The organism is Kitasatospora sp. NPDC029312 (genome assembly GCF_055569215.1).
Genome location: NZ_JBVHXY010000028.1, coordinates 1 through 21,578 on the forward strand (window position 1 = coordinate 1; position 21,578 = coordinate 21,578).

10 protein-coding genes are annotated in these 21,578 nt (G+C 73.4%); 6 read left to right on the forward strand and 4 right to left on the reverse strand.

Annotated elements, in window-relative coordinates; all coding sequences use genetic code 11:
- Window positions 1-128: 128 nt before the first annotated feature.
- The 4 genes from ACZ4WV_RS22565 to ACZ4WV_RS22580 form a co-directional block, all read right to left on the reverse strand.
- Complete coding sequence (locus tag ACZ4WV_RS22565) at window positions 129-1,202, reverse strand: M14 family metallopeptidase (protein WP_465749424.1); 1,074 nt, start codon at window positions 1,200-1,202, stop codon at window positions 129-131.
- Between the two features lie 14 nt (window positions 1,203-1,216).
- A complete protein-coding gene (locus ACZ4WV_RS22570; RefSeq protein ID WP_465749426.1) occupies window positions 1,217-1,555 on the reverse strand; it encodes a hypothetical protein in 339 nt (112 codons plus the stop codon).
- 85 nt (window positions 1,556-1,640) lie between these two features.
- Entirely contained in the window at window positions 1,641-2,363 is a 723-nt protein-coding gene (locus ACZ4WV_RS22575; protein WP_465749428.1) for a TetR/AcrR family transcriptional regulator, read from the reverse strand.
- A 197-nt stretch (window positions 2,364-2,560) separates the two neighbouring features.
- The gene (locus ACZ4WV_RS22580; RefSeq protein WP_465749430.1) at window positions 2,561-3,211 is read right to left on the reverse strand and encodes a LysE family transporter; all 651 of its coding nucleotides are present in this window, start codon (window positions 3,209-3,211) and stop codon (window positions 2,561-2,563) included.
- 202 nt (window positions 3,212-3,413) lie between these two features.
- Here ACZ4WV_RS22580 and ACZ4WV_RS22585 point away from each other — a divergent pair, with 202 nt between their 5' ends.
- From ACZ4WV_RS22585 to ACZ4WV_RS22610, 6 genes are all read left to right on the forward strand, one after another.
- Entirely contained in the window at window positions 3,414-4,043 is a 630-nt protein-coding gene (locus ACZ4WV_RS22585; protein ID WP_465749432.1) for a maleylpyruvate isomerase N-terminal domain-containing protein, read from the forward strand.
- Between the two features lie 102 nt (window positions 4,044-4,145).
- Window positions 4,146-4,490, forward strand: coding sequence for a hypothetical protein (locus ACZ4WV_RS22590; RefSeq protein ID WP_465749433.1), 345 nt, complete (start codon window positions 4,146-4,148; stop codon window positions 4,488-4,490).
- A gap of 173 nt (window positions 4,491-4,663) precedes the next feature.
- On the forward strand, window positions 4,664-6,154 hold the full coding sequence (locus ACZ4WV_RS22595) for a class I SAM-dependent methyltransferase (protein ID WP_465749435.1): 1,491 nt from the start codon (window positions 4,664-4,666) through the stop codon (window positions 6,152-6,154).
- Window positions 6,155-6,405: 251 nt separating this feature from the next.
- Window positions 6,406-20,151: a non-ribosomal peptide synthetase gene (locus ACZ4WV_RS22600; protein WP_465749437.1), complete on the forward strand. Its 13,746-nt coding sequence runs from the start codon at window positions 6,406-6,408 to the stop codon at window positions 20,149-20,151.
- 49 nt (window positions 20,152-20,200) lie between these two features.
- Window positions 20,201-20,416, forward strand: a complete 216-nt coding sequence (locus tag ACZ4WV_RS22605) for an MbtH family protein (protein ID WP_465749439.1) — start codon at window positions 20,201-20,203, stop codon at window positions 20,414-20,416.
- Window positions 20,413-21,486, forward strand: coding sequence for a ferritin-like domain-containing protein (locus ACZ4WV_RS22610; protein ID WP_465749441.1), 1,074 nt, complete (start codon window positions 20,413-20,415; stop codon window positions 21,484-21,486). Before ACZ4WV_RS22605 ends, ACZ4WV_RS22610 begins: the two co-directional genes overlap by 4 nt.
- Window positions 21,487-21,578 lie beyond the last annotated feature (92 nt).

The following is a 21,578-nucleotide window of genomic DNA, read 5'->3' on the forward strand; positions in this document are numbered from 1 at the left end:
TGCCTCCCCCGGCGAGGCAAGCCCACCCCACCCCCCCCCCCCCCCCCCTCCCTGCCCCCCCCCCCCCCCCCCTTCCCCCCCCCCCCCCCCCCCCCGCTGTCGGGCACGGTGGCTACGGTGGCCGGGCGTCAGGCGGTGGCCAGGCAGAACCGCACGAGCCCGGCGTCCACGTCGAGGACGATCCTCTCCATCTCCGCCCACGGCGGGTGGAAGGACTTCACGCCCCACTCGACGGTGAAGCCGAGCACCTTGCCCTGGTCGGGATCGGTGAAGTGGCGGGAGTAGACGTAGTCGTCGCTGGTCCCACTAGTCGGGTAGAGGTGGAAACCGCTCAGCGGCCGGTAGGTGACGCCGCGTACGCCGTGGACGCCCTGGCAGAACGCCTCGGCGAGATCGAGCGCGGTGTCGGCGTCGTCCTTGGGGATGTACTCGGCGTAGTCGTCGCCGGGCAGGCCGCGGGCGCCGTCGTACCGGCTGTTGCGGAAGTTCATGTCGGGGTCGACCGACTGGTTCTCGTCGTCGCCCCAGTTGTAGAGCATGTCCTGGGAGTAACTGTGCACGTCGACGAACCAGCGGGTCCGCGGGAACTGGTCGAGCAGCCAGCGGACGTTGCGGGTCTCGGGCTCGGAGAACGGGCTCGGGCCCTCGTAGACCTGCTGGTCGCACGGGTCGGCCGACACCTGTGGGGTGGCGGTCGGAGCGAAGGCGGAGCGGAAGTCGAACAAGAAGTCGTAGTTGCGGTTGATGTCGACGCCGATGCACGCCGGGTTCGAACTGCCGCCGGAGTGGGCCGCGTTGCGGTTCTTGCGCCACATCGGGTCGACGGTCTGGCTGTGCAGCCGGCCGTCCGGGTTGACCAGCGGGAAGACGACGATGTCCAGCCGCTCGAGCAGTCCCCGGACTTGGGCGGCGGTGAAGGCGGTGCCTCCGTAGCCGAGGCCGGTGCCGACCTCGAAGGCCTCCAGCAGGTCGGCGGCGAAGTGGATGAGGACCTCGCAGCTGCCCCACTCGCGGGCGTGCACACCGCCGATGATCATCACGCAGCTCTTGGGGATCGGGGCGACGGCTCCGATCTGCAGCGCGTGACAGGTGCGGCCCTCGACCGAGGGCTCGGGCAGGGTGATGAGCTGGGACGTTCCGGGGTAGGCGGTGGCCAGGCCGGCCAGGGCGGATTCCACCTCGGTGATGTTCAGATACGACATGACGACCTCCCGCCTCAGTCCGCGAGCTTCGCGGCCAGGCCGTGCGGGACGGCGTCGTCGGCGGCGAACCGGTCACCGGTGCCGACCTCGGCCTGGGCGGCCAGGCCGGCCTCGCTGGCGTTCCCGATGCGGGTGACCGTGACGCCCTCGCGTTCGAGGGCCGCGACCCGGTCCTCCGGGACGTAGACGTCGATGCCGACGCGGCCGTCCGCCTCGACGTGGGCGCGGCCGCCGGTGTCGGGACGGGTGTCGCGCAGCAGTGCGCGCAGGGTGTCCGCGTCCTTGGCGGTGACGCGGAGCTGGAGGATGTCAGGCCGGGGTGGGACGGGTTGTGCGGATGGGACGGCGGACATGGTGACTTCTTCCGGGCGCCGTGGGGTCGGGCCCGTTCGGCGCCGTGATGATGAGCGGATATGTCCGACGTGTACCTCGTATACCTCAGGATGTGCCGTCGCCGTAGAACGAGTCAAGAGGTGGCTCCGGCACCCCGTTCAGCAGGCTGTCCAGACCGGCCAGCATCTCGCCGTCGTCGTCGAAGTCGGCGAACCGGGGCACCAGGGAGCGCAGCCGGGGGTACTCGGCGGCGGGCAGCCGGTGCAGGCCCAGGCGCAGCACCGGATCCGGGTCGTCCGGATTGTCGACCACCTGGCGCTTGTCCACCAGCAGGCAGCCGAGGTTCCACGCGACGAAGGTGCGGTAGACGGTCAGCGCACTGGCGTCGTCGAAACCGGCCCGTACGAGCACCGAGAGGATGTGCTCGGTGAGGTCGAGCACCGGGGCTGGGCGGCGGGCCATCGGCACGGACAGCGGCCGGGTCGCCACCAGCGGCAGGATCGCCGGGTGGGCGTGCGCGACGGCCGCGAACGCCCGGGCGATCCGGCGCAGTTCCCTCCGCCACTCGGGCTCGTGGGCGTCGCCGCCGGAGCTGATCCGCAGCCGGTTGTTGACCTCGGCGAAGTAGGCCTCGACCAGGCCGTCGAGCAGGCCCTCCTTGCCGGGGGTGTAGCGGTACAGGGCCATCGACTCGACGCCGAGTTCGGCCGCCAGCCTGCGCATGGTCAGGGCGCCCAGGCCCTCGCGGTCGACCAGCGCCACGGCGGCGCCCAGCACCAGCGGGCGACTGAGGCGTCCCCGCTTCTCGGGGGTGTCCTGCTCAACCATGTCCGCGCTCCTCCGGGTCGGTGCCGGGGTCGTCGGCCGCTCCGGGGCCGGTCAGCCGGGTGGGCGGGTTACGCAGCGGATGCGAGACCAGGATACAAGGTACGAATCGGTCGGAAACAGGCGGAGAGGCGGGTGCGGTGGGTGACACTGCGTAGCCGGTGCGGGGTGTCGGGATGCCGGGGTGCTGGGTGCCGGGGTCAGCCGGTCAGCAGCCGGACGGCGAGCCCGCCGACCAGGGCGGCGGAGCCGAGGGCGGTGACCAGGCGACCGCCCGGGCCGGTCAGCGCCCGGCCGAGCAGCGCGCCGCCGCAGGCGAGCAGCAGCTGCCAGCCGGCGGAGGCGGCGAAGACCGCGGCGGTGAACACCGCCCGGGCGAGCGGGCCGCTGGTGGCGTCGCCCCGGCTCCCGTCGCCCAGGACCAGGGCGGTGAAGTACACGACGGTCAGCGGGTTCAGCAGGGTGACCCCGAGCAGGGTCAGGTAGGCCCGGAGCGGGCTCGCGGACTGCGGCGGCGTCCCGGCCGGCGGCGCCCCCGCCCCTGGCGTGGCGGACGCGCGACGGTGGCGCAGGGCGGAGACGGCGGTGCGGGCGGCGAGGGCGAGGAGCGCGAGCGCCGAGGCGAGCCGCAGCGGTCGGGCGGCCGGCTCGAGCAGCGGCGCGAGGCCGGTGCCGCCGACGGCTGCGACCAGCGCGTACAGTCCGTCCGCGGTGGCCACGCCGAGGGCGGCGCAGACACCGGTGCGTAGCGAGGTGCGCGCGGTGAGCGACACCAGGTAGGCCCCGACGGCCCCCACCGGCACGGCGACGCCGAGCCCGGCGAGCAGCCCCGCGACCAGCGCGGCGTTCACGCCCGGCCGTGGTCGCGCCTCCACTGGCGGTCGCGCTGCTGCTGGACCGGGGCCGGGAGGGCGGCGGTCGCGGGCAGTGGGCGGCTCAGGGCATCGGTCATGGGCTGATCGTGGCGGTCGCGGCTGCGGGGCCGCAAATGGTTTACCGGGGCGCCAGGGTAGCGTGGGGACACCGGTGACCGCTGTGCGAAAGGATGATCAGATGGCACGTCAGACCGATCCCGTACGCGCGCTGTTGGCCGAGACCTGGGCCTCCTGGGCCGAACGCGGCTCGGCGCTGGCCGCCGAGGACTGGGACCGGCCCACCCGGCTGCCCGACTGGACGGTCCGCGACCTGTACGCCCACGTGGCACCGGTGCCGGAGATGTTCTCCGGACTGCGCACGGCGGTGCAGGACGGTCCGGCCGAGGTGGGCAGCGGGGCCGGCATCCTCCAGGCCTACAACCGGCCGGGCGGGATCGCCCACACCGCCGCCGGGCAGGTCGCCCAGGCGGCGAAGGCGTCGGCGCAGTCGGTCGAACCGGCCGCGCTGATCACCCGGTTCGGCGTCGAGGGGCCGGCCGCCCTGGCCGGGCTCGCGGACCTGCCGCCCGCCACCGTGGTGGCGCACCCACTGCTCGGCAGTGTGACGGTGGGGGCGCTGGGAGAGGTGGCGCTGATGGAGGCGACCGTCCACCTGCTCGACCTGATCGCCGCGGTCGGCGGCCCGGCGCCCGCTCGGGGAGCCCTGGACTTCACCCGGGCCTTGCTGGCCGAGGTCGCCGATCCGGTGGCCTTCATCGAGGCGGCGGCGGGCCGCAGCGCGGCGCCGGTGCTGCCGGTGATCCGCTGACCCCTGCGGGACGGCGTCCGGCCTGGTCAGGTCGTATGATCAGCGCCAGGAAATCGGTACCAGTGGGGGTCGTCAGTGGATTCGTTGTGGAACCTGTGGTGGTTGGTGCCCGCCGTACTCTACGGCAGCGGGTCGGTCACCGCGAAGCTCCGCCGCTCCCTAAAGGTCCGCCACGAGCGCAAGTTGGAGCTGCTGGACGCCGCCCAGCGCCGGCAGCTCGCCCTGGAGTCGGCCAACCGCCCGCCCGAGCCGGTCTGCGGCTGCACCCACCACCTGGCCAAGCACGACAGGCAGGGCCGCTGCCACGAGGTGGTCGAGGCGCCCACCGCCTGGGATGCCGACCGGCGCCCGCTGAGCTACGAGCCGCGGCCCTGCAACTGCCAGCAGTACGTGGGCCCCGAGCCGCTGGGCACGGTGTTCGCCCCGGAGCTGGTCGACCCGCGCTGAGGTGCACAGCAGGCGTCCGATCGCCACGTCCGCAGTGTTCGACTGCCGCTGTGCGCGGTTGGACGCCCCGATCTCGGTGATCGATTGACAGACCGTTCGCGCGTCCCGGTAAATGGCGCAGCAGTGGCCCGCCGTCGCGGGTGTTCCTCCGGTCGCAGTGAGGAGTTGATGCTGTGTCAGCGCGAGAGCGAGAGCACGAGAACGAAGGCGCGCCGGACCTCGGCGGCATGGTCGCCGCCGCGCTGGCCCCGCTGGTGCCGGTTCGGGCGGTCAGCGTGCGGGCGGGCACGGCCGGGGCGCGGCGGCTGGTCGTCGAGGTGCTGCCCGAGCCCGGGCCGGCGGGCGGTCCGGAGGCGGCGGCCGTCGTGGTGGAGTCCTGGCAGGCCGTGTTCGAGGACGCCTACGGACTCGTCGCGGACGACGACGGACCGGAGGCCGACCGGCTGGCGGGGTGGACGGACAGTTTCACCGGCCGTCCGATCGACGCCGCCCACATGGCCGAGTGGGTGGACACCACGGTGGCGCGGCTCGCCCGGCTCGAACCCCGAGCGGTCCTGGAGATCGGCGCCGGCACCGGGCTGCTCACCCGACCGCTCGTCGAGCGACTCGGCCTCCGCGAGTACACCGCGACGGACTTCTCCGCCGAGGCGGTGCGCCTGCTCCGCCGGCTGGGCGACGACCTGCGGCAGGTCCGGCCGGAGACCGTGATCACGGTGGCGGAGGCGGCCGCCGACGTACCCGCCCCGCCGGCCGCGACGGCGGGCGGGTACGACACGGCCGTCGTCAACTCGGTGGTGCAGTACTTCCCCTCGGTGACGTACCTGGAATCGGTGATCGCCGCGACGCTGCCCCGGATGGCACCCGGTGGGCACGTGTTCCTCGGCGACCTGCGGGACTCCCGGCTGCTGGAGCACTTCGCGGTGCTCAAGCACGAGCTGCGCCGCGAGCCGGGCCCGCGCAGCGGCCTGCGGCTGGACCACGTGGCGGTCGAACTCGCCGGTGACGTCGAACTGAGCGTCGATCCCGGCTACCTGGCCGGCCTGCCGCGGCGCTTCCCGGCCATCACGGCGGTGGAGCTCGCGCCACGGCTGGGCAGGGCGCCCACCGAGATGACGCTGTTCCGTTACGACGCCGTCCTGCACGTGGGCTGCCCGGCCCCGGCGGACACCGGCCCGTGGCGGCCCGCGGGCCGGATCGGCCTCGACGAGCTCGACCGGCTGCTGGCGAGCGTGGGTGGGTTCGGCCTCACCGGGATCGTCAACGCCCGCCTGGCCGAGGCCCGCCGGCTGCACGCGGCGCGCCGGGGTGCGCGGGCCGACGAGCCGTGTGTGGCAGGCCTTGATCCGGAGGCCGTCCACCGGCTGGCCGAACGGCATGGCCGCCCCGTCCGGCTGCGTTGGAACCCGGCCGGGCGGCCGGGGGACTTCGACGCGTGGTTCCCCGGCCGGGACGCGGACGAGCACGCGCACTACCGCGTCGCGGTGCCGGTGGTGGCCCCGGCAGCGATGGCGGCGATGGCGGCGCCGGGCGTGGAGTGCGGGCAGCAACCGGTACCGCCCGCCGTCGCGGAGGAGTGGCGACGGGCGGTGCGTGAGGCGCTTGCGCGGCACGTGCCGGACTCCGGTGCGCTGCCGGAGGTCGAGTTCGTCCTGGCGCTCGACTGAGCGCTGGTGGCCGGGGCGTCAGGCGCTTCCAAGGTGCCGGGCGGGGCCGGGCGGGGCCGGGCTGTCCGGGGGAGTCGGGTGGGCCTGGTGAACGCCCGGGTCTTCGGGTCATGATGCGGCTTCGACGGCTTCGGCGGTGTCCGTCCGTCCGGGGGTGCGCGCCGTGCTGCCGCGCGCCCTTCCCCGCGGGTACTCGCTCCGCCCACCTGAGAGCCACCCCCACAGCCCCACGATCCCGATGAGGTGACGCCATGCCGACCAACCCCGACCAGCCCCTCGCCGACGCGACGCGAGTGCCTCGGACGGCGCGCGAGGAGGTGCTCTGCGGCCTGTTCGAGCAGGTGCTGTCGCGCCCGCGGGTCGGGGTGGAGGACGACTTCTTCGACCTGGGCGGGCACTCCCTGCTGGCCACCTGGTTGCTCGGACGGATCCGCGCGGTCTTCGGGGTGGAGATCGGCCTCCGGGACTTCTTCGACGCCTCGACCGTCGTGGGCGTGGCCGAACTCCTGGACAGCGGCGCGGCGGAGAAGCGAGCGCCGCTCCAGGCGATGGCACGCCCCGAGCTGCTGCCGCTCTCGTTCGCGCAGCAACGCCTCTGGTTCCTGCGCGAGTTGGAGGAGGGCGCGGCCGTCTACAACGAGGTCGTCGCCGTGCGGCTGCGGGGCGCGCTGGACGAAGGGGCGCTGCGGGCTGCGCTGGAGGACGTGGTGGGCCGGCACGAGAGTCTGCGGACGGTCTTCCCGGCGGTGGACGGCGTGCCCTGGCAGCAGGTCGTGCCGGTGACCGGTGAGCCGCTGGTGCCCCTGGAGGTGCGGGAGTGCGCGGAACAGGAGGTGGCCGGGCTGGTCGATGAGAGCGTCGCCCAGGCCTTCGACCTGGCGCGCGAACTGCCGTTGCGGGCCTCGTTGTTCCGGATCGCGCCGGACGAGCACGTGTTCCTGCTGGTGGTGCACCACATCGCGTGCGACGGCTGGTCGATGGGCCCGCTGCTGCGCGACCTCGCCACCGCCTACGGCGCTCGCGGGGCGACCGGTGAGGCGCCCGTCTGGTCCTCCGAACTGCCGGTGCAGTACGGGGACTACGCGCTGTGGCAGCGGGAGGTGCTGGGTGAGGAGGACGAATCCGGCTCGCTGATGGACCGGCAGCTCCAATTCTGGCGGCGAAGGTTGGCCGGCGTGCCGGAGGAGTTGGCGCTTCCGGTGGACCGGCCGAGGCCGGCGGTCGCGAGCTTCGCGGGTGACACGGTGGAGTTGGCGGTGCCGGCGGAGGTGCATGCCGGTTTGGTGGGGCTGGCTCGTGAGTGTGGTGCGACGCTGTTCATGGTGTTGCGGGCGGGGTGGGCGGTGCTGCTGTCGCGGCTCGGTGCCGGCAGTGACATTCCGGTCGGGACGGTGGTGGCGGGGCGTTCGGATGAGGCGTTGGACGAGCTGGTGGGGTTCTTCGTGAACACGCTGGTGCTGCGGACGGACCTGTCGGGTGACCCGAGCGTCCGCGAACTGCTGCGCCGTGTCCGGGAGGCGGACCTGGAGGCGCTGGGCAACCAGGACGTGCCGTTCGAGCGCCTGGTCGAGGTCCTCAACCCGGTTCGGTCGGCGGCCCGGCACCCGCTCTTCCAGACCATGGTGGTGTTGCAGAACAACTCCTGGACCACCCTGAGTCTGCCGGGCCTTTCCGCCGAGGAGTTCCGGGTCGACCACCGGATCGCCAAGTTCGACCTGTCCCTGGACGCCTGGGAGCGGTTCGATGCGGAAGGTCAACCAGCCGGTCTCGGCGGTCAGTTGGAGTACGCGAGCGACCTTTTCGACCGGTCGACGGCTGAGGTGTTGGTGGGGCGGTTCGTTCGGGTGCTGGCCGGGATGGTGGCGGAGCCGGACGTTCGGGTGGGGGCGTTGGAGGTTCTGAAGTCGTCGGAGCGGTGCCGGTTGTTGGGGGAGTGGGCCGGGGTCGTGGAGCCGGTGCCGGACCTCGTTCCGGTGTACCGGCTGTTCGAGGAGCAGGCGCGTGCGCGCCCGGATGAACGGGCTGTGCTGTGCGAAGCGCGGGAGTTGCGCTTCGGTGCGTTGAACGCGTGGGCGAATCGGGTGGCGCGGGAGTTGGTGGCGCGGGGGGTGGGGCCGGAGGTGCGGGTCGCGGTGTTGTTGCCGCGGTCGGTGGAGTCGGTGGTGGCGTTGCTGGCGGTGTTGAAGGCGGGTGGCACGTATCTGCCGGTCGACGCGGAGTATCCGCGGGAGCGGGTGGAGTTCATGCTGGGGGACGCGGCTCCGCTGGTGGTGGTCACTGATCGGGAGCTGGGTGCGGAGTACCCGGACTTCGCTCAACTGCTGCTCGACGAACCGGCGGAAGCGCTGCAGGCCGATGAGAACCTGGCGGTGGCGGTGGCTCCACGGCACGCGGCGTACGTCATCTACACCTCGGGCTCGACAGGCCGCCCCAAGGGCGTCGTGGTCGACCACGGCAGTCTCGCCAACCTCTGCCACCACTACCAGGTCACGACCTACGCGGAACTGCTCGCCACCACCGGGCGGGAACGGGCGAGCGTGGCGACGGCGGCTCCGCTCGCGTTCGACTCGTGCTGGGTGGCACTGCTGGCCATGTTCGTCGGCCACGAGCTGCACCTGCTGGACGACGAGACCCGCCGCGACGCCGCGCGGCTGGTGGAGTACGTGGAGCAGGCCCGGGTCGAGTTCCTGGACACCACTCCGGGCTACGCGGCGGAGCTGGTCGAGCAGGGGCTCCTGGACGGGGACGACGGCTTCGCGCGGATGCTGAACGTCGGCGGCGAGGCCGTGTCGGAGTCGCTGTGGCGCCGGGTGCTGGACGCGCCGGAGTGGGTAGGGCAGAACACCTACGGTCCGACGGAGAACACGGTCGACGCGCTGATGGCGTGGTTCACCGTCGCGGAGTCTCCGGTGCTGGGCCGGTCGACGACGAATACCCGGGCGTACGTGTTGGATGCTGGGTTGCGTCCGGTGCCGGTGGGGGTGGTCGGGGAGCTGTACGTGGCCGGGGCGCAGGTGGCGCGGGGCTATCTCGGCCGTCCTGGGCTGACGGCGTCGCGGTTCCTGCCGGATCCGTTCGGTGGTCGGGGGGAGCGGATGTACCGCACGGGAGACCTGGTGCGGTGGACGGCGGACGGCCACCTGGTCTTTCTGGGCAGGTCGGACGATCAGGTGAAGGTGCGGGGTTTCCGGATCGAGTTGGGTGAGGTGTCGGCGGCGCTGGAGCGTTGTGCGGGCGTCGCCGGTGCGGTCGCGGTGGTGCGGGAGGACCGTCCGGGGGACCGCAGGCTCGTCGGGTACGTGGTTGCGGCGGTCGGTGCGGTGTTGGATGCCGCCGTCGTGCGCCGGGAGGTGGGGTCGGGGCTGCCGGAGTACGCGGTGCCGTCGGCGGTGGTGGTGCTGGACGCACTGCCGCTGACCGGCAACGGCAAGGTGGACCGCCGTGCCCTGCCCGCTCCGGAAGCCGAGGTGCACGCCGTTCGCGCGCCGAGGGATGCGCGGGAGGAGGTGCTGTGCGGGCTGTTCGAGCAGGTGCTCGGGCGGCCGCGGGTCGGGGTGGAGGACGACTTCTTCGAGCTGGGCGGGCACTCCCTGCTCGCGACGCGTCTGGTCAGCCGGGTGCGGTCGGCGCTGGGTGTGGAGCTGGGCATCCGGGACCTGTTCCAGGCGCCGACGGTGGCCGGGCTGACCGCCCTGCTGGACGAGCGCGGCGAGGCGCCCCCGAGGCCGCCGCTGCGACCCGTCGAGCGCCCGGAGCGGCTCCCGCTCTCGCACGCGCAGCAGCGCCTGTGGTTCCTGCGCGAATGGGAACGGGCGAGTGGCGCCTCGACGTACACCGTGCCGACCGCGCTGCGGCTGCGGGGCGCGCTGGACGAGGAGGCGCTGCGGGCTGCGCTGGAGGACGTGGTGGGCCGGCACGAGAGTCTGCGGACGGTCTTCCCGGTCGTGGACGGCGTGCCCTGGCAGCAGGTCGTGCCGGTGACCGGCGAACCGCTCGTCCCCTGGGAGGTATCGCCGTGCGGCCCCGAGGAACTCGGCGAGCGGCTGGCGTCGGCGTCCGGCTACGGCTTCGACCTCGCGCGTGAACTCCCAGTCCGTGCTTGGCTGTTCCGGATCGCTCCGGAGGAGCAGGTGCTGCTCCTGGTGGTGCACCACATCGCCTGCGACGGCTGGTCGATGGGCCCGTTGTTGCGCGACCTCGCCGCCGCATACGCCACCCGCAGCACGACCGGCGACGCTCCGCAGTGGTCCGAACTTCCGGCACAGTACGGCGACTACGCGCTCTGGCAGCGTGATGTGCTGGGCGATGAGGGCGAGTCGTCGTCGACGATGAGCCGCCAGCTCCATTTCTGGCGCTCACGACTGTCCGGGCTGCCGGAGGAACTCGCACTGCCCACCGACCGGCCCCGGCCGCTCGAACCGGGCTTCGCCGGTGGTGTCGTCGACGTGGTGGTGCCGGCGGAGGTGCACGCCGGTTTGGTGGGGCTGGCTCGTGAGTGTGGTGCGACGCTGTTCATGGTGGTGCGGGCGGGGTGGGCGGTGTTGCTGTCGCGGCTCGGCGCGGGAGTGGACATTCCGGTCGGGACGGTGGTGGCGGGGCGTTCGGATGAGGCGCTGGACGAGCTGGTGGGGTTCTTCGTGAACACGCTGGTGCTGCGGACGGATCTGTCGGGTGACCCGAGCGTGCGCGAGCTGTTGCGCCGGGTGCGGGAGGCGGACCTGGAGGCCTTGGGCAACCAGGACGTGCCGTTCGAGCGCCTGGTGGAGCTGGTGAACCCGGCACGCTCGGCGGCCCGGCACCCGCTCTTCCAGACGATGCTGATTCTCCAGAACAACGCCTGGTCCGAGGCCGCACTGCCGGGCCTGCGGGTCGACGAGGTCCCGGTGGACCACCGGATCTCGAAGTTCGACCTCTCCGTCGACCTCTGGGAGAACGCCGGGCCGGCGGGTGAACCAACTGGCCTTGGTGGTCAGTTGGAGTACGCGAGTGATCTGTTCGATCGGTCGACGGCTGAGGTGTTGGTGGGGCGGTTCGTTCGGGTGCTGGCCGGGATGGTGGCGGAGCCGGACGTTCGGGTGGGGGCGTTGGAGGTTCTGGAGTCGTCGGAGCGGTGCCGGTTGTTGGGGGAGTGGGCCGGGGTCGTGGAGCCGGTGGCCGACCCTGTGCCGGTGTACCGGTTGTTCGAGGAGCAGGCGCGTGCGCGCCCGGATGAACGGGCTGTGGTGTGCGAAGCGCGGGAGTTGAGCTTCGGTGCGTTGAACGCGTGGGCGAATCGGGTGGCGCGGGAGTTGGTGGCGCGGGGGGTGGGGCCGGAGGTGCGGGTCGCGGTGTTGTTGCCGCGGTCGGTGGAGTCGGTGGTGGCGTTGCTGGCGGTGTTGAAGGCGGGTGGCACGTATCTGCCGGTCGACGCGGAGTATCCGCGGGAGCGGGTGGAGTTCATGCTGGGGGACGCGGCTCCGCTGGTGGTGGTCACTGATCGGGAGCTGGGTGCGGGGTATCCGGGCTTCGCTCAACTGTTGCTCGACGAACCGGCGGTGGCGCTGCAGGCCGATGAGGACCTGGCGGTGGCGGTGGCTCCGCGGCAGGCGGCGTACGTCATCTACACCTCGGGCTCGACAGGCCGCCCCAAGGGCGTAGTGGTCGACCACGGCAGTCTCGCCAACCTCTGCCACCACTACGAGCAGGTGACCTTCGCCGGTCACCGGGACCGTTCCGGGGGCACCTGGATCCCCATGGTCTCGACGGCTCCGCTGGCCTTCGACTCCAGCTGGACGTCGGTGTTGGGACTCTTCCTCGGCCACGAGCTGCACCTGATGGACGACGAGGACCGCCGCGACGCCGCCCGACTCGCCGAGTACATCCGGCGGGAGGGCGTCGAACTGCTGGAGACCACGCCGGGCTACGCCGCCGAACTGGTCGACCAGGGCCTGCTGGAGACGGACCCGCGCGTGCCCCGCACTCTCGTCGTGGGCGGTGAGGCGCTGCCGGAGTCGCTGTGGCGCCGGGTGCTGGACGCGCCGGGGTGGGTGGGGCAGAACACCTACGGCCCGACGGAGAACACGGTGGACGCCCTGGCGGCGTGGTTCGGGGAGGGCGACGGGCCGGTGCTGGGCCGGCCGACGACGAACACCCGGGCGTACGTGTTGGATGCTGGGTTGCGTCCGGTGCCGGTGGGGGTGGCCGGCGAGCTGTACCTCGCCGGGGCGCAGGTGGCGCGGGGCTATCTCGGCCGTCCTGGGCTGACGGCGTCGCGGTTCCTGCCGGATCCGTTCGGTGGTCGGGGGGAGCGGATGTACCGCACGGGAGACCTGGTGCGGTGGACGGCGGACGGCCACCTGGTCTTTCTGGGCAGGTCGGACGATCAGGTGAAGGTGCGGGGTTTCCGGATCGAGTTGGGTGAGGTGTCGGCGGCGCTGGAGCGCTGCGCGGGCGTCGCCGGTGCGGTCGCGATGGTGCGGGAGGACCGCCCGGGGGATCGCCGGCTCGTCGGGTACGTGGTTCCGGCGGCCGGTGCGGGGCTGGACGCTGCGGCGGTGCGCCGGGAGGTGGGGTCGGGGCTGCCGGAGTACGCCGTGCCGTCCGTGGTGGTGGTGCTGGACGCACTGCCGCTGACCGGCAACGGCAAGGTGGACCGCCGTGCCCTGCCCGCTCCGGAGGCCGAGGTGCACGCCAGCCGTGCGCCGAGGGATGCGCAGGAGGAGGTGTTGTGTGGGTTGTTCGAGCAGGTGCTCGGGCGGCCGAGGGTCGGGGTGGAGGACGACTTCTTCGAGCTGGGTGGGCACTCGCTGCTGGCCATGCGCCTGGTCGCCCGGGTGAGGGGCGCGCTGGGTGTGGAGCTGGGCATTCGCGACCTGTTCCAGGCGCCGACGGTGGCCGGGCTGACCGCCCTACTGGACGAGCGCGGCGAGGCGCCCCCGAGGCCGCCGCTGCGACCCGTCGAGCGCCCGGAGCGGCTCCCGCTCTCGCACGCGCAGCAGCGCCTGTGGTTCCTCGGGAGCGTGGACAACGAGGCACGGACAGCCACGTACGCGATGCCGCTGGCCGTCCGGCTGCGGGGCGCGCTGGACGAAGGGGCGCTGCGGGCGGCACTGGAGGACGTGGTCGGCCGACACGAGAGCCTGCGGACGGTGTTCCCGGTGGTCGACGGCGTGCCCTGGCAGCAGGTCGTGCCGGTGACCGGCGAACCGCTCGTCCCCTGGGAGCTGGTCGATTGCGCCGAAGGTGAGGTCACCGGCCGGATCGACGAGGCCGTGCACCAGGTCTTCGAACTCGCGCGCGAACTTCCGGTCCGGGCTCGGCTGTTCCGGATCGCGCCGGAGGAGCACGTGTTCCTGCTGGTGGTGCACCACATCGCCTGCGACGGCTGGTCGATGGATCCGCTGTTGCGCGACCTCGCCGCCGCATACGCCACCCGCAGCGGGACCGGCGAGGCTCCGCAGTGGTCCGAACTGCCGGTGCAGTACGGCGACTACGCGCTCTGGCAGCGCGAGGTCCTGGGCGAGGAGAGCGACCCCGATTCACTGGTGAGCCGCCAGCTCGACTTCTGGCGCGATCGGCTGGCCGGGCTTCCGGAGGAGTTGGCGCTACCGGTGGACCGTCCGAGGCCGGCGGTCGCGAGCTTCGCGGGTGACACGGTGGAGTTGGCGATACCCGCCGACGTGCACGCGGCCTTGACAGGACTGGCTCGTGAGTGCGGTGCGACGCTGTTCATGGTGTTGCGGGCGGGGTGGGCGGTGCTGCTGTCGCGGCTCGGTGCCGGCAGTGACATTCCGGTCGGGACGGTGGTGGCGGGGCGTTCGGATGAGGCGTTGGACGAGCTGGTGGGGTTCTTCGTGAACACGCTGGTGCTGCGGACGGACCTGTCGGGTGACCCGAGCGTCCGCGAACTGCTGCGCCGTGTCCGGGAGGCGGACCTGGAGGCGCTGGGCAACCAGGACGTGCCGTTCGAGCGACTGGTGGAGCTGGTGAACCCGGCGCGCTCGGCGGCTCGCCACCCGCTCTTCCAGACCATGCTGATCCTCCAGAACAACGCCTGGTCCGAGCTGGATCTGCCCGGACTGGAGTCCGAGGACGTCCCGGTCGACCACCGGATCGCCAAGTTCGATCTGCTGGTGGACTGCTGGGAGGCGACGACGGCGACCGGCGCCCCGGCCGGGATCGGCGGGCAACTGGAGTACGCCACCGATCTGTTCGACCGCTCGACGGCCGAGGCGCTCGCCCGCCGGTTCGTCCGCCTGCTGGCCGGGATGGCGGCCGCCCCGGACGCCCGGATGGGCACGGTGGAGATCGTGGAGCCTGCGGAACGGCGCCGGTTGGAGGAATGGACCGGCAGCGTGGAGCCCGCGCCGGACGGTGAGCCGGTGCACCGGCTGTTCGAGCGGCAGGCGCGAACCCGCCCGGCAGAACGGGCGCTGGTCTGCGGAGAGCAGGAGTTGGCCTTCGGTGAGGTGAACGCGCGGGCGAACCGGCTGGCGCGGGTGCTGGTGGCGGGGGGTGTGGGCCCGGAGTCGGTGGTGGCGGTGGCGCTGCCGAGGTCGGTGGACGCCGTGGTGGCGGTGCTGGCCGTGCTGAAGGCGGGAGGTGTCTATCTGCCGGTGGACCCGGGGTATCCGCGTCAGCGGGTGGAGTTCATGCTGGCGGACGCGCGGCCCTCGCTGGTGGTCACGACGTCCGAGCTGGGGATCGAAGGGCCGCGCCTGCTGCTGGACGATCCGGCGACGACGGCCGCGGTGGCGGCCCAGCCGGATACGGACCTGTCCTGCCGGGTCCACCCGCAGAACGCCGCCTACCTGATCTACACCTCCGGCTCGACCGGCACCCCCAAGGCCGTCCAGGTCCCGCACGCCGGCCTCACCAACCTCGCTCGGCACCTCGACCACTCGGTGCTGGCCGACCACCTGGCCGCGACCGACCGCTCCCGGGCGCGCGTCGCCAGCACCTCCTCGTCCTCCTTCGACGCCAGCTGGCAGGCGCTGAACGCGCTGTTCCTCGGCCACGAGCTGCACGTGCTGGACGACGAGACCCGCCGGGACGGCACCGCCGTCGTGGCCGAGCTGCGCCGCGCCGGGGTCGACCTGCTGGACACCACGCCCGCGTACGCGACGGAGCTGGTCGAGCAGGGCCTGCTCCGGCCGGACCCGGCCGACGGCCTGCCCGTCGTCCGGAGCCTGCTGCTGGGCGGCGAGGCGCTCCCGGCGCCGCTGTGGGAGCGGCTGCGCGCCACACCCGGCCTGGTGGCCCACAATGCGTACGGACCGGCCGAGTGCACCGTCGACACGGTGATGACGCGGCTCTCCGCAGCCGGTTCGCCGGTGCTGGGCCGGCCGACGACGAACACGCGTGCCCATGTGCTGGACGCGGGGTTGCGTCCGGTGCCGGTGGGGGTGGCCGGCGAGCTGTACCTCGCCGGGGCGCAGGTGGCGCGGGGCTATCTCGGCCGTCCCGGGCTGACGGCGTCGCGGTTCCTGCCGGATCCGTTCGGTGCTCCGGGGGAGCGGATGTACCGCACGGGGGACCTGGTGCGGTGGACTCCGGACGGCCACCTGGTCTTTCTGGGCAGGGCGGACGATCAGGTGAAGGTGCGGGGTTTCCGGATCGAGTTGGGTGAGGTGTCGGCGGCGTTGGAGCGCTGCGCGGGCGTCGCCGGTGCGGTCGCGGTGGTGCGGGAGGACCGTCCGGGGGACCGCAGGCTCGTCGGGTACGTCGTTCCGGCGGCCGGAGTCGCGCCGGACGCCGCCGCCGTGCGCCGGGAGCTGGCGGCGGTGCTGCCGGAGTACGCGGTGCCGTCGGCGGTCGTGGTGCTGGACGCACTGCCGCTGACCGGCAACGGCAAGGTGGACCGTCGAGCCCTTCCGGCGCCCGCGGTGGTCACGCGGGTCGCGCACGCCCCACGCGACGCCCGCGAGGACCTGCTCGCCGGGCTCTTCGCGGAGATCCTCGGCGTGCCCAGGATCGGCGTGCACGACGACTTCTTCCACCTCGGCGGGCACTCCCTCCAAGCGATCCGTCTGGCCGCCCGGGTGCGGGCGGCGCTGGGTGTGGAGCTGGGCATCCGCGACCTGTTCCAGGCGCCGACGGTCGCCCGGCTCGCCACGCTCCTGCACTCCCGGACCGCCGAGCCGCCGGAGCCGCTGGTCGCGGTGGAGCGGGGCGAGCGGACGCCGCTGTCGTACGCCCAGCAGCGCCTGTGGTTCCTGCGCGAGTGGGAGGGTGCCGGGACCGCCTCGACGTACACCGTGCCGACCGCGCTGCGCCTGCGCGGGTCGCTGGACGCGGCGGCGCTGCGGGCGGCGCTGGAGGACGTGGTGGGGCGGCACGAGAGTCTGCGGACGGTGTTCCCGGTCGTCGACGGCTCGCCCTGGCAGCAGGTCGTTCCGGTGACGGGTGAGCCGCTCGTCCCCTGGGAGGCCGCCGACTGCGCCCCGCAGGAGCTGCCCGGACGGCTCGCCTCGGCGGCCCGGCGTCACTTCGACCTGGCGCGCGAACTGCCCTTGCGGGCCTCGCTGTTCCGGCTGGCGCCGGAGGAGCACGTGTTCCTGCTGGTGGTCCACCACATCGCGTGCGACGGCTGGTCGATGGGCCCGCTGCTGCGCGATCTCACGGCCGCCTACGCGAGTCGCAGCGCGGCCGGCGAGGCTCCGCAGTGGTCCGAACTGCCGGTCCAGTACGGCGACTACGCGCTCTGGCAGCAACGAGTGCTCGGGGTGGATCACCTGCTCGACCAGCAGCTCGACTTCTGGCGCGATCGGCTGGCCGGGCTTCCGGAGGAGTTGGCGCTTCCGGTGGACCGTCCGAGGCCGGCGGTCGCGAGCTTCGCGGGTGACACGGTGGAGTTGGCGATACCCGCCGACGTGCACGCGGCCTTGACAGGACTGGCTCATGAGTGCGGTGCGACGCTGTTCATGGTGTTGCGGGCGGGGTGGGCGGTGCTGCTGTCGCGGCTCGGTGCCGGCAGTGACATTCCGGTCGGGACGGTGGTGGCGGGGCGTTCGGATGAGGCGTTGGACGAGCTGGTGGGGTTCTTCGTGAACACGCTGGTGCTGCGGACGGACCTGTCGGGTGACCCGAGCGTCCGCGAACTGCTGCGCCGTGTCCGGGAGGCGGACCTGGAGGCCCTGGGCAACCAGGACGTCCCGTTCGAGCGCCTGGTCGAGGTCCTCAACCCGGCGCGCTCGGCGGCTCGCCACCCGCTCTTCCAGACCATGCTGATCCTCCAGAACAACGCCTGGTCCGAGGCCGCACTGCCCGGCCTGGAGATCGAGGAGGTCCCGGTCGAACTGCCCGCCGCGAAGTTCGACCTCGCCGCCGACCTCTGGGAGCGCCACACCGGCGGGCCGGACGGCCCAGGCGCCCCGGCCGGGATCGGCGGGCAACTGGAGTACGCCACCGATCTGTTCGACCGCTCGACGGCCGAGGCGCTCGCCCGCCGGTTCGTCCGCCTGCTGGCCGGGATAGCGGCTGCCCCGGACACCCGGGTGGGGGCACTGGAACTCCTGGATCCCGCCGAGCGGGCCGCCCTCCTGGCCCACGGGACGGGCCCCGCGCGCCCTGCGGATCCCGGTCTGCTCGCCCACCAGGCATTCGAGGCCAGGGCCGCGGAGCAGCCGTCCGCCCCGGCCGTGGTCCACGCGGAGCACGAGGTGAGCTTCGGTGAGGTGAACGCGCGGGCGAACCGGCTGGCGCGGGTGCTGGTGGCGGGGGGTGTGGGCCCGGAGTCGGTGGTGGCGGTGGCGCTGCCGAGGTCGGTGGACGCCGTGGTGGCGGTGCTGGCCGTGCTGAAGGCGGGAGGTGTCTACCTGCCGGTGGACCCGGGGTATCCGCGTCAGCGGGTGGAGTTCATGCTGGCGGACGCGCGGCCCTCGCTGGTGGTCACGACGTCCGAGCTGGGGATCGAGGGGCCGTGCCTGCTGCTGGACGATCCGGCGACGACCGCCGCCGTGGCGGCCCAGCCGGATACGGACCTGCCCTGCCGGGTCCACCCGCAGAACGCCGCCTACCTGATCTACACCTCCGGCTCGACCGGCACCCCCAAGGCCGTCCAGATCCCGCACGCCGGCCTCGCCAACCTGGTGGCCGCCTCCACGGCGAAGCTGCGCCTCGGCCCGGGCCGCTCCCTGCTCCAGCTCGCCTCCCCCGGCTTCGACGCGGCCGTCTACGAGTGGGCCAACGCGCTGCTGTCCGGCGCGGCGCTGGTGCTGCCGCCCGCCGACGGGCGCTCGGGCGAGTCGCTCGCACGGGTACTGGCGGAGCACGGCGTCACCCACGCCGTCATCACGCCCGCCGTCCTCGCGACGCTGCCCGGGGCGGCGGCGGAAGCACTCGGCGAGCTGAAGGTCCTGATCGTCGCGGGCGAGGCCCTCCCGGCCGACCTCGTGGCGCGATGGGCTCCCGGCCGGGCCCTGATCAACGCCTACGGACCGACCGAGACGACCGTCTGCGCCACCGCCAGCGAGCCGCTGCGGCCGGACGGCACCGTCCCGATCGGCCGCCCGCTCGCCAACACCCGGGCGTACGTGCTGGATGCGGGGCTGCGTCCGGTGCCGGTGGGGGTGGCGGGGGAGCTGTACGTCTCCGGCGTTCAGGTCGCGCGCGGCTACCTCGGCCGCCCCGGGCTGACGGCGTCGCGGTTCCTGCCGGATCCGTTCGGTGGTCGGGGGGAGCGGATGTACCGCACGGGAGACCTGGTGCGGTGGAGGGCGGATGGTCAACTGCTCTTCCTGGGCAGGACGGACGACCAGGTGAAGGTGCGCGGCGTCCGGATCGAACTGGGCGAGGTGACGACGGCGCTGGAGCGCTGCGCGGGCGTCGCCGGGGCGATCGCTGTGGTCCGGGAGGACCGCCCGGGGGACCGCAGGCTCGTCGGGTACGTGGTGGCGCGCGAGGGCGCGACCGTCACGGGCGGCGAGCTGCGGCGACAGCTGGCCGGGCTCCTCCCGGAGTACGCGGTCCCGTCGGCCGTCGTGGTGCTGGACGCGTTGCCGCTGACGCGCAACGGCAAGGTGGACCGCCGGGCCCTGCCCGCCCCCGAAGCCGAGGTGCACGTCACCCGCGCGCCCCGGGACCCGCGCGAGGAGTCGCTCTGCCGGCTCTTCGCCGAGACCCTCGGCCTGCCCGGGATCGGGGTGGAGGACGACTTCTTCCAGCTCGGCGGCCACTCCCTGCTGGCCACCCGACTCGTCACCCGGATCCGCGCCGAACTCGGCGAACCCGCCGAGCTCACCGACCTGTTCCGCGCACCGAGTCCGGCCGCCCTGGCTGCCCTGCTGGACGGCGGCCCGGCCGCCGACGCCGGGGTGCTGGTCCGGCTCGGCGGCGACGGCGCCAGGGCGCCGCTGTTCTGCGTCCACCCCGTGACCGGCCTCAGCCGCTGCTACACCGGCCTCGCCGACGGGCTGCCGGAGCGCCCCGTCTACGGCCTCCAGGCCCGTGCCCTGGACCGCCGCGCCGAGCAGCCGGCGAGCCTTGCGGCGATGGTCGAGGACTACGTCGCGCGGATCCGCGAGGTGCAGCCGACCGGCCCCTACCACCTGCTCGGCTGGTCGACCGGCGGGAACATCGCGCACGCGATGGCCTGCGCGCTGCGCGCGGCCGGTGAACAGGTGCGCCTGCTGGCCGTGTTGGACGCCTACCCGGTCGAGAGCGGACACTGGGGCGCCGAACCCGAGGACATCGACGCGGCCCTCGTCGCCGACCTGCTCGGCCGCGAGGGCGGCCGGTTCACCCCCGCCACCGCCGCACTGGACCACCTGGCCGCCACTGCGACCGCCGTCGTCCGGGCGGTGGCGGACGCCCCGACCGGACGGTTCGACGGCCGGCTGCTGCACGTCACGGCGACGCTAGGCCGGCCCGAGGACGCGGCCGGTGCCGAGGCCTGGGCGCCCTATGCGACGGGCGGGATCGACCGGCACGAGATCGCGGCCGAGCACTTCGACCTGACCCGCCCGGAGCCGCTGGCCGCGATCGCCCGGCTCGTCGCCCGAGCCCTGGACGGCTGCTGAGCCCCTCCACCCTTCCCCCCGCTCCCCATCACCCCCGAAGGGACCAACCATGTTCGACAACGACGCCGCCCGTTACCACGTCGTCCTCAACCACGAGGAGCAGTACTCCGTCTGGCCCGAGGACCAGGAGATCCCGGCCGGCTGGACCGCCGAGGGCACCACCGGCACCCTCGACGAGTGCACCGCGCACATCGACCGGGTCTGGACCGACCTGCGGCCGCTCAGCCTGCGCCGGCTGATGGCGGAGCAGGCCGAGCAGGCGTGACGACCCCGCCCCGGGACGACGGGCGCGCGCACCCACCGGCCGGGCGGCCGGCGGCGCCCCGGCTCCCGGCCGCGCTCGCCGGGCTGGCCGACCTGCGCATCGACACCCCGGTCAGCGCCGTCCTCAGCTGGGACCGTCCCACCGCCGGCTCGGGGTTCGCCCAGCTGTACGAGGGGGCCAAGCTCGCGCAGTGGAACGCCACCACCGACATCGACTGGTCGCTGGACGTGCCCTTCGGCGAGCCGCTGCCCGTGGGCTCGCCGTACGCGCTGGACTCGCTGCGCGCCTCGCCGATCGGCCGGCGTGGGCCCCGGGCCTGGGACGCCTTCCGCTGGCAGACCCAGGCGTGGATGGTCTGCCAGTTCCTGCACGGCGAGCAGGCGGCGATGCTGGCCGGCGCCCGGCTGGCCGAGGTGCTGCCGGACATCGAGGCGAAGCTGTGCGCCGTCAGCCAGACCGGGGACGAAGCCCGGCACGCGGAGGCGTTCGGGCGCTACGTCGGTGAGCACGTGCCCGAGCCGTACCCGGTGTCGGCGGGGCTGCGGCGGCTGTTCGCGGACGCGCTCGGGGCCACCGAGTGGGACCTGCTCGCGCTGGCCGTCCAGTGCCTGGTCGAGCCGCTGGCGCTGGCGGGCTTCCGGCTGGCCGAGGCCACCTTCCACGATCCGCTGATCAAGCAGATCGTGGCCCGGGTGGCCCGGGACGAGGCCCGTCACGTCTCGTTCGGCGTGTTGTTGCTGCGCGAGGCCGTCCCCGGGCTGTCGGCGGCCGAATTGGCCCGGCGGGAGGAGTTCCTGCTGGAGGCCGTCGAACTCATGCGCCGGCGCTTCCTGTTGGGCGACCTGTGGGAGCGCTTCGAAGTCCCGGCGGCCGAGGGCGCGGCCTTCGCGCTGGCCGACCCGGGCCTGGCCGGCTACCGGCAGATGCTGTTCTCCCGGGTGGTGCCGATGCTGGCCCGGATCAGGCTGCTCACCCCGCGCGTGATGCGCGGCCTGGAGTCGATGGACCTGCTGAGCCGGCTGAGCGCGGACACCGTCGCCCGGGTCCGGCACGAGGGGGCGCTCGCCTGATCACGGCCCGGCCGTGTGCAGAGCTGATCGCTTGTCGTGAACGAGCCGTCCTGAGTACGGTCGCTGACCGTGTCCGGTCCATCACGGCCGCC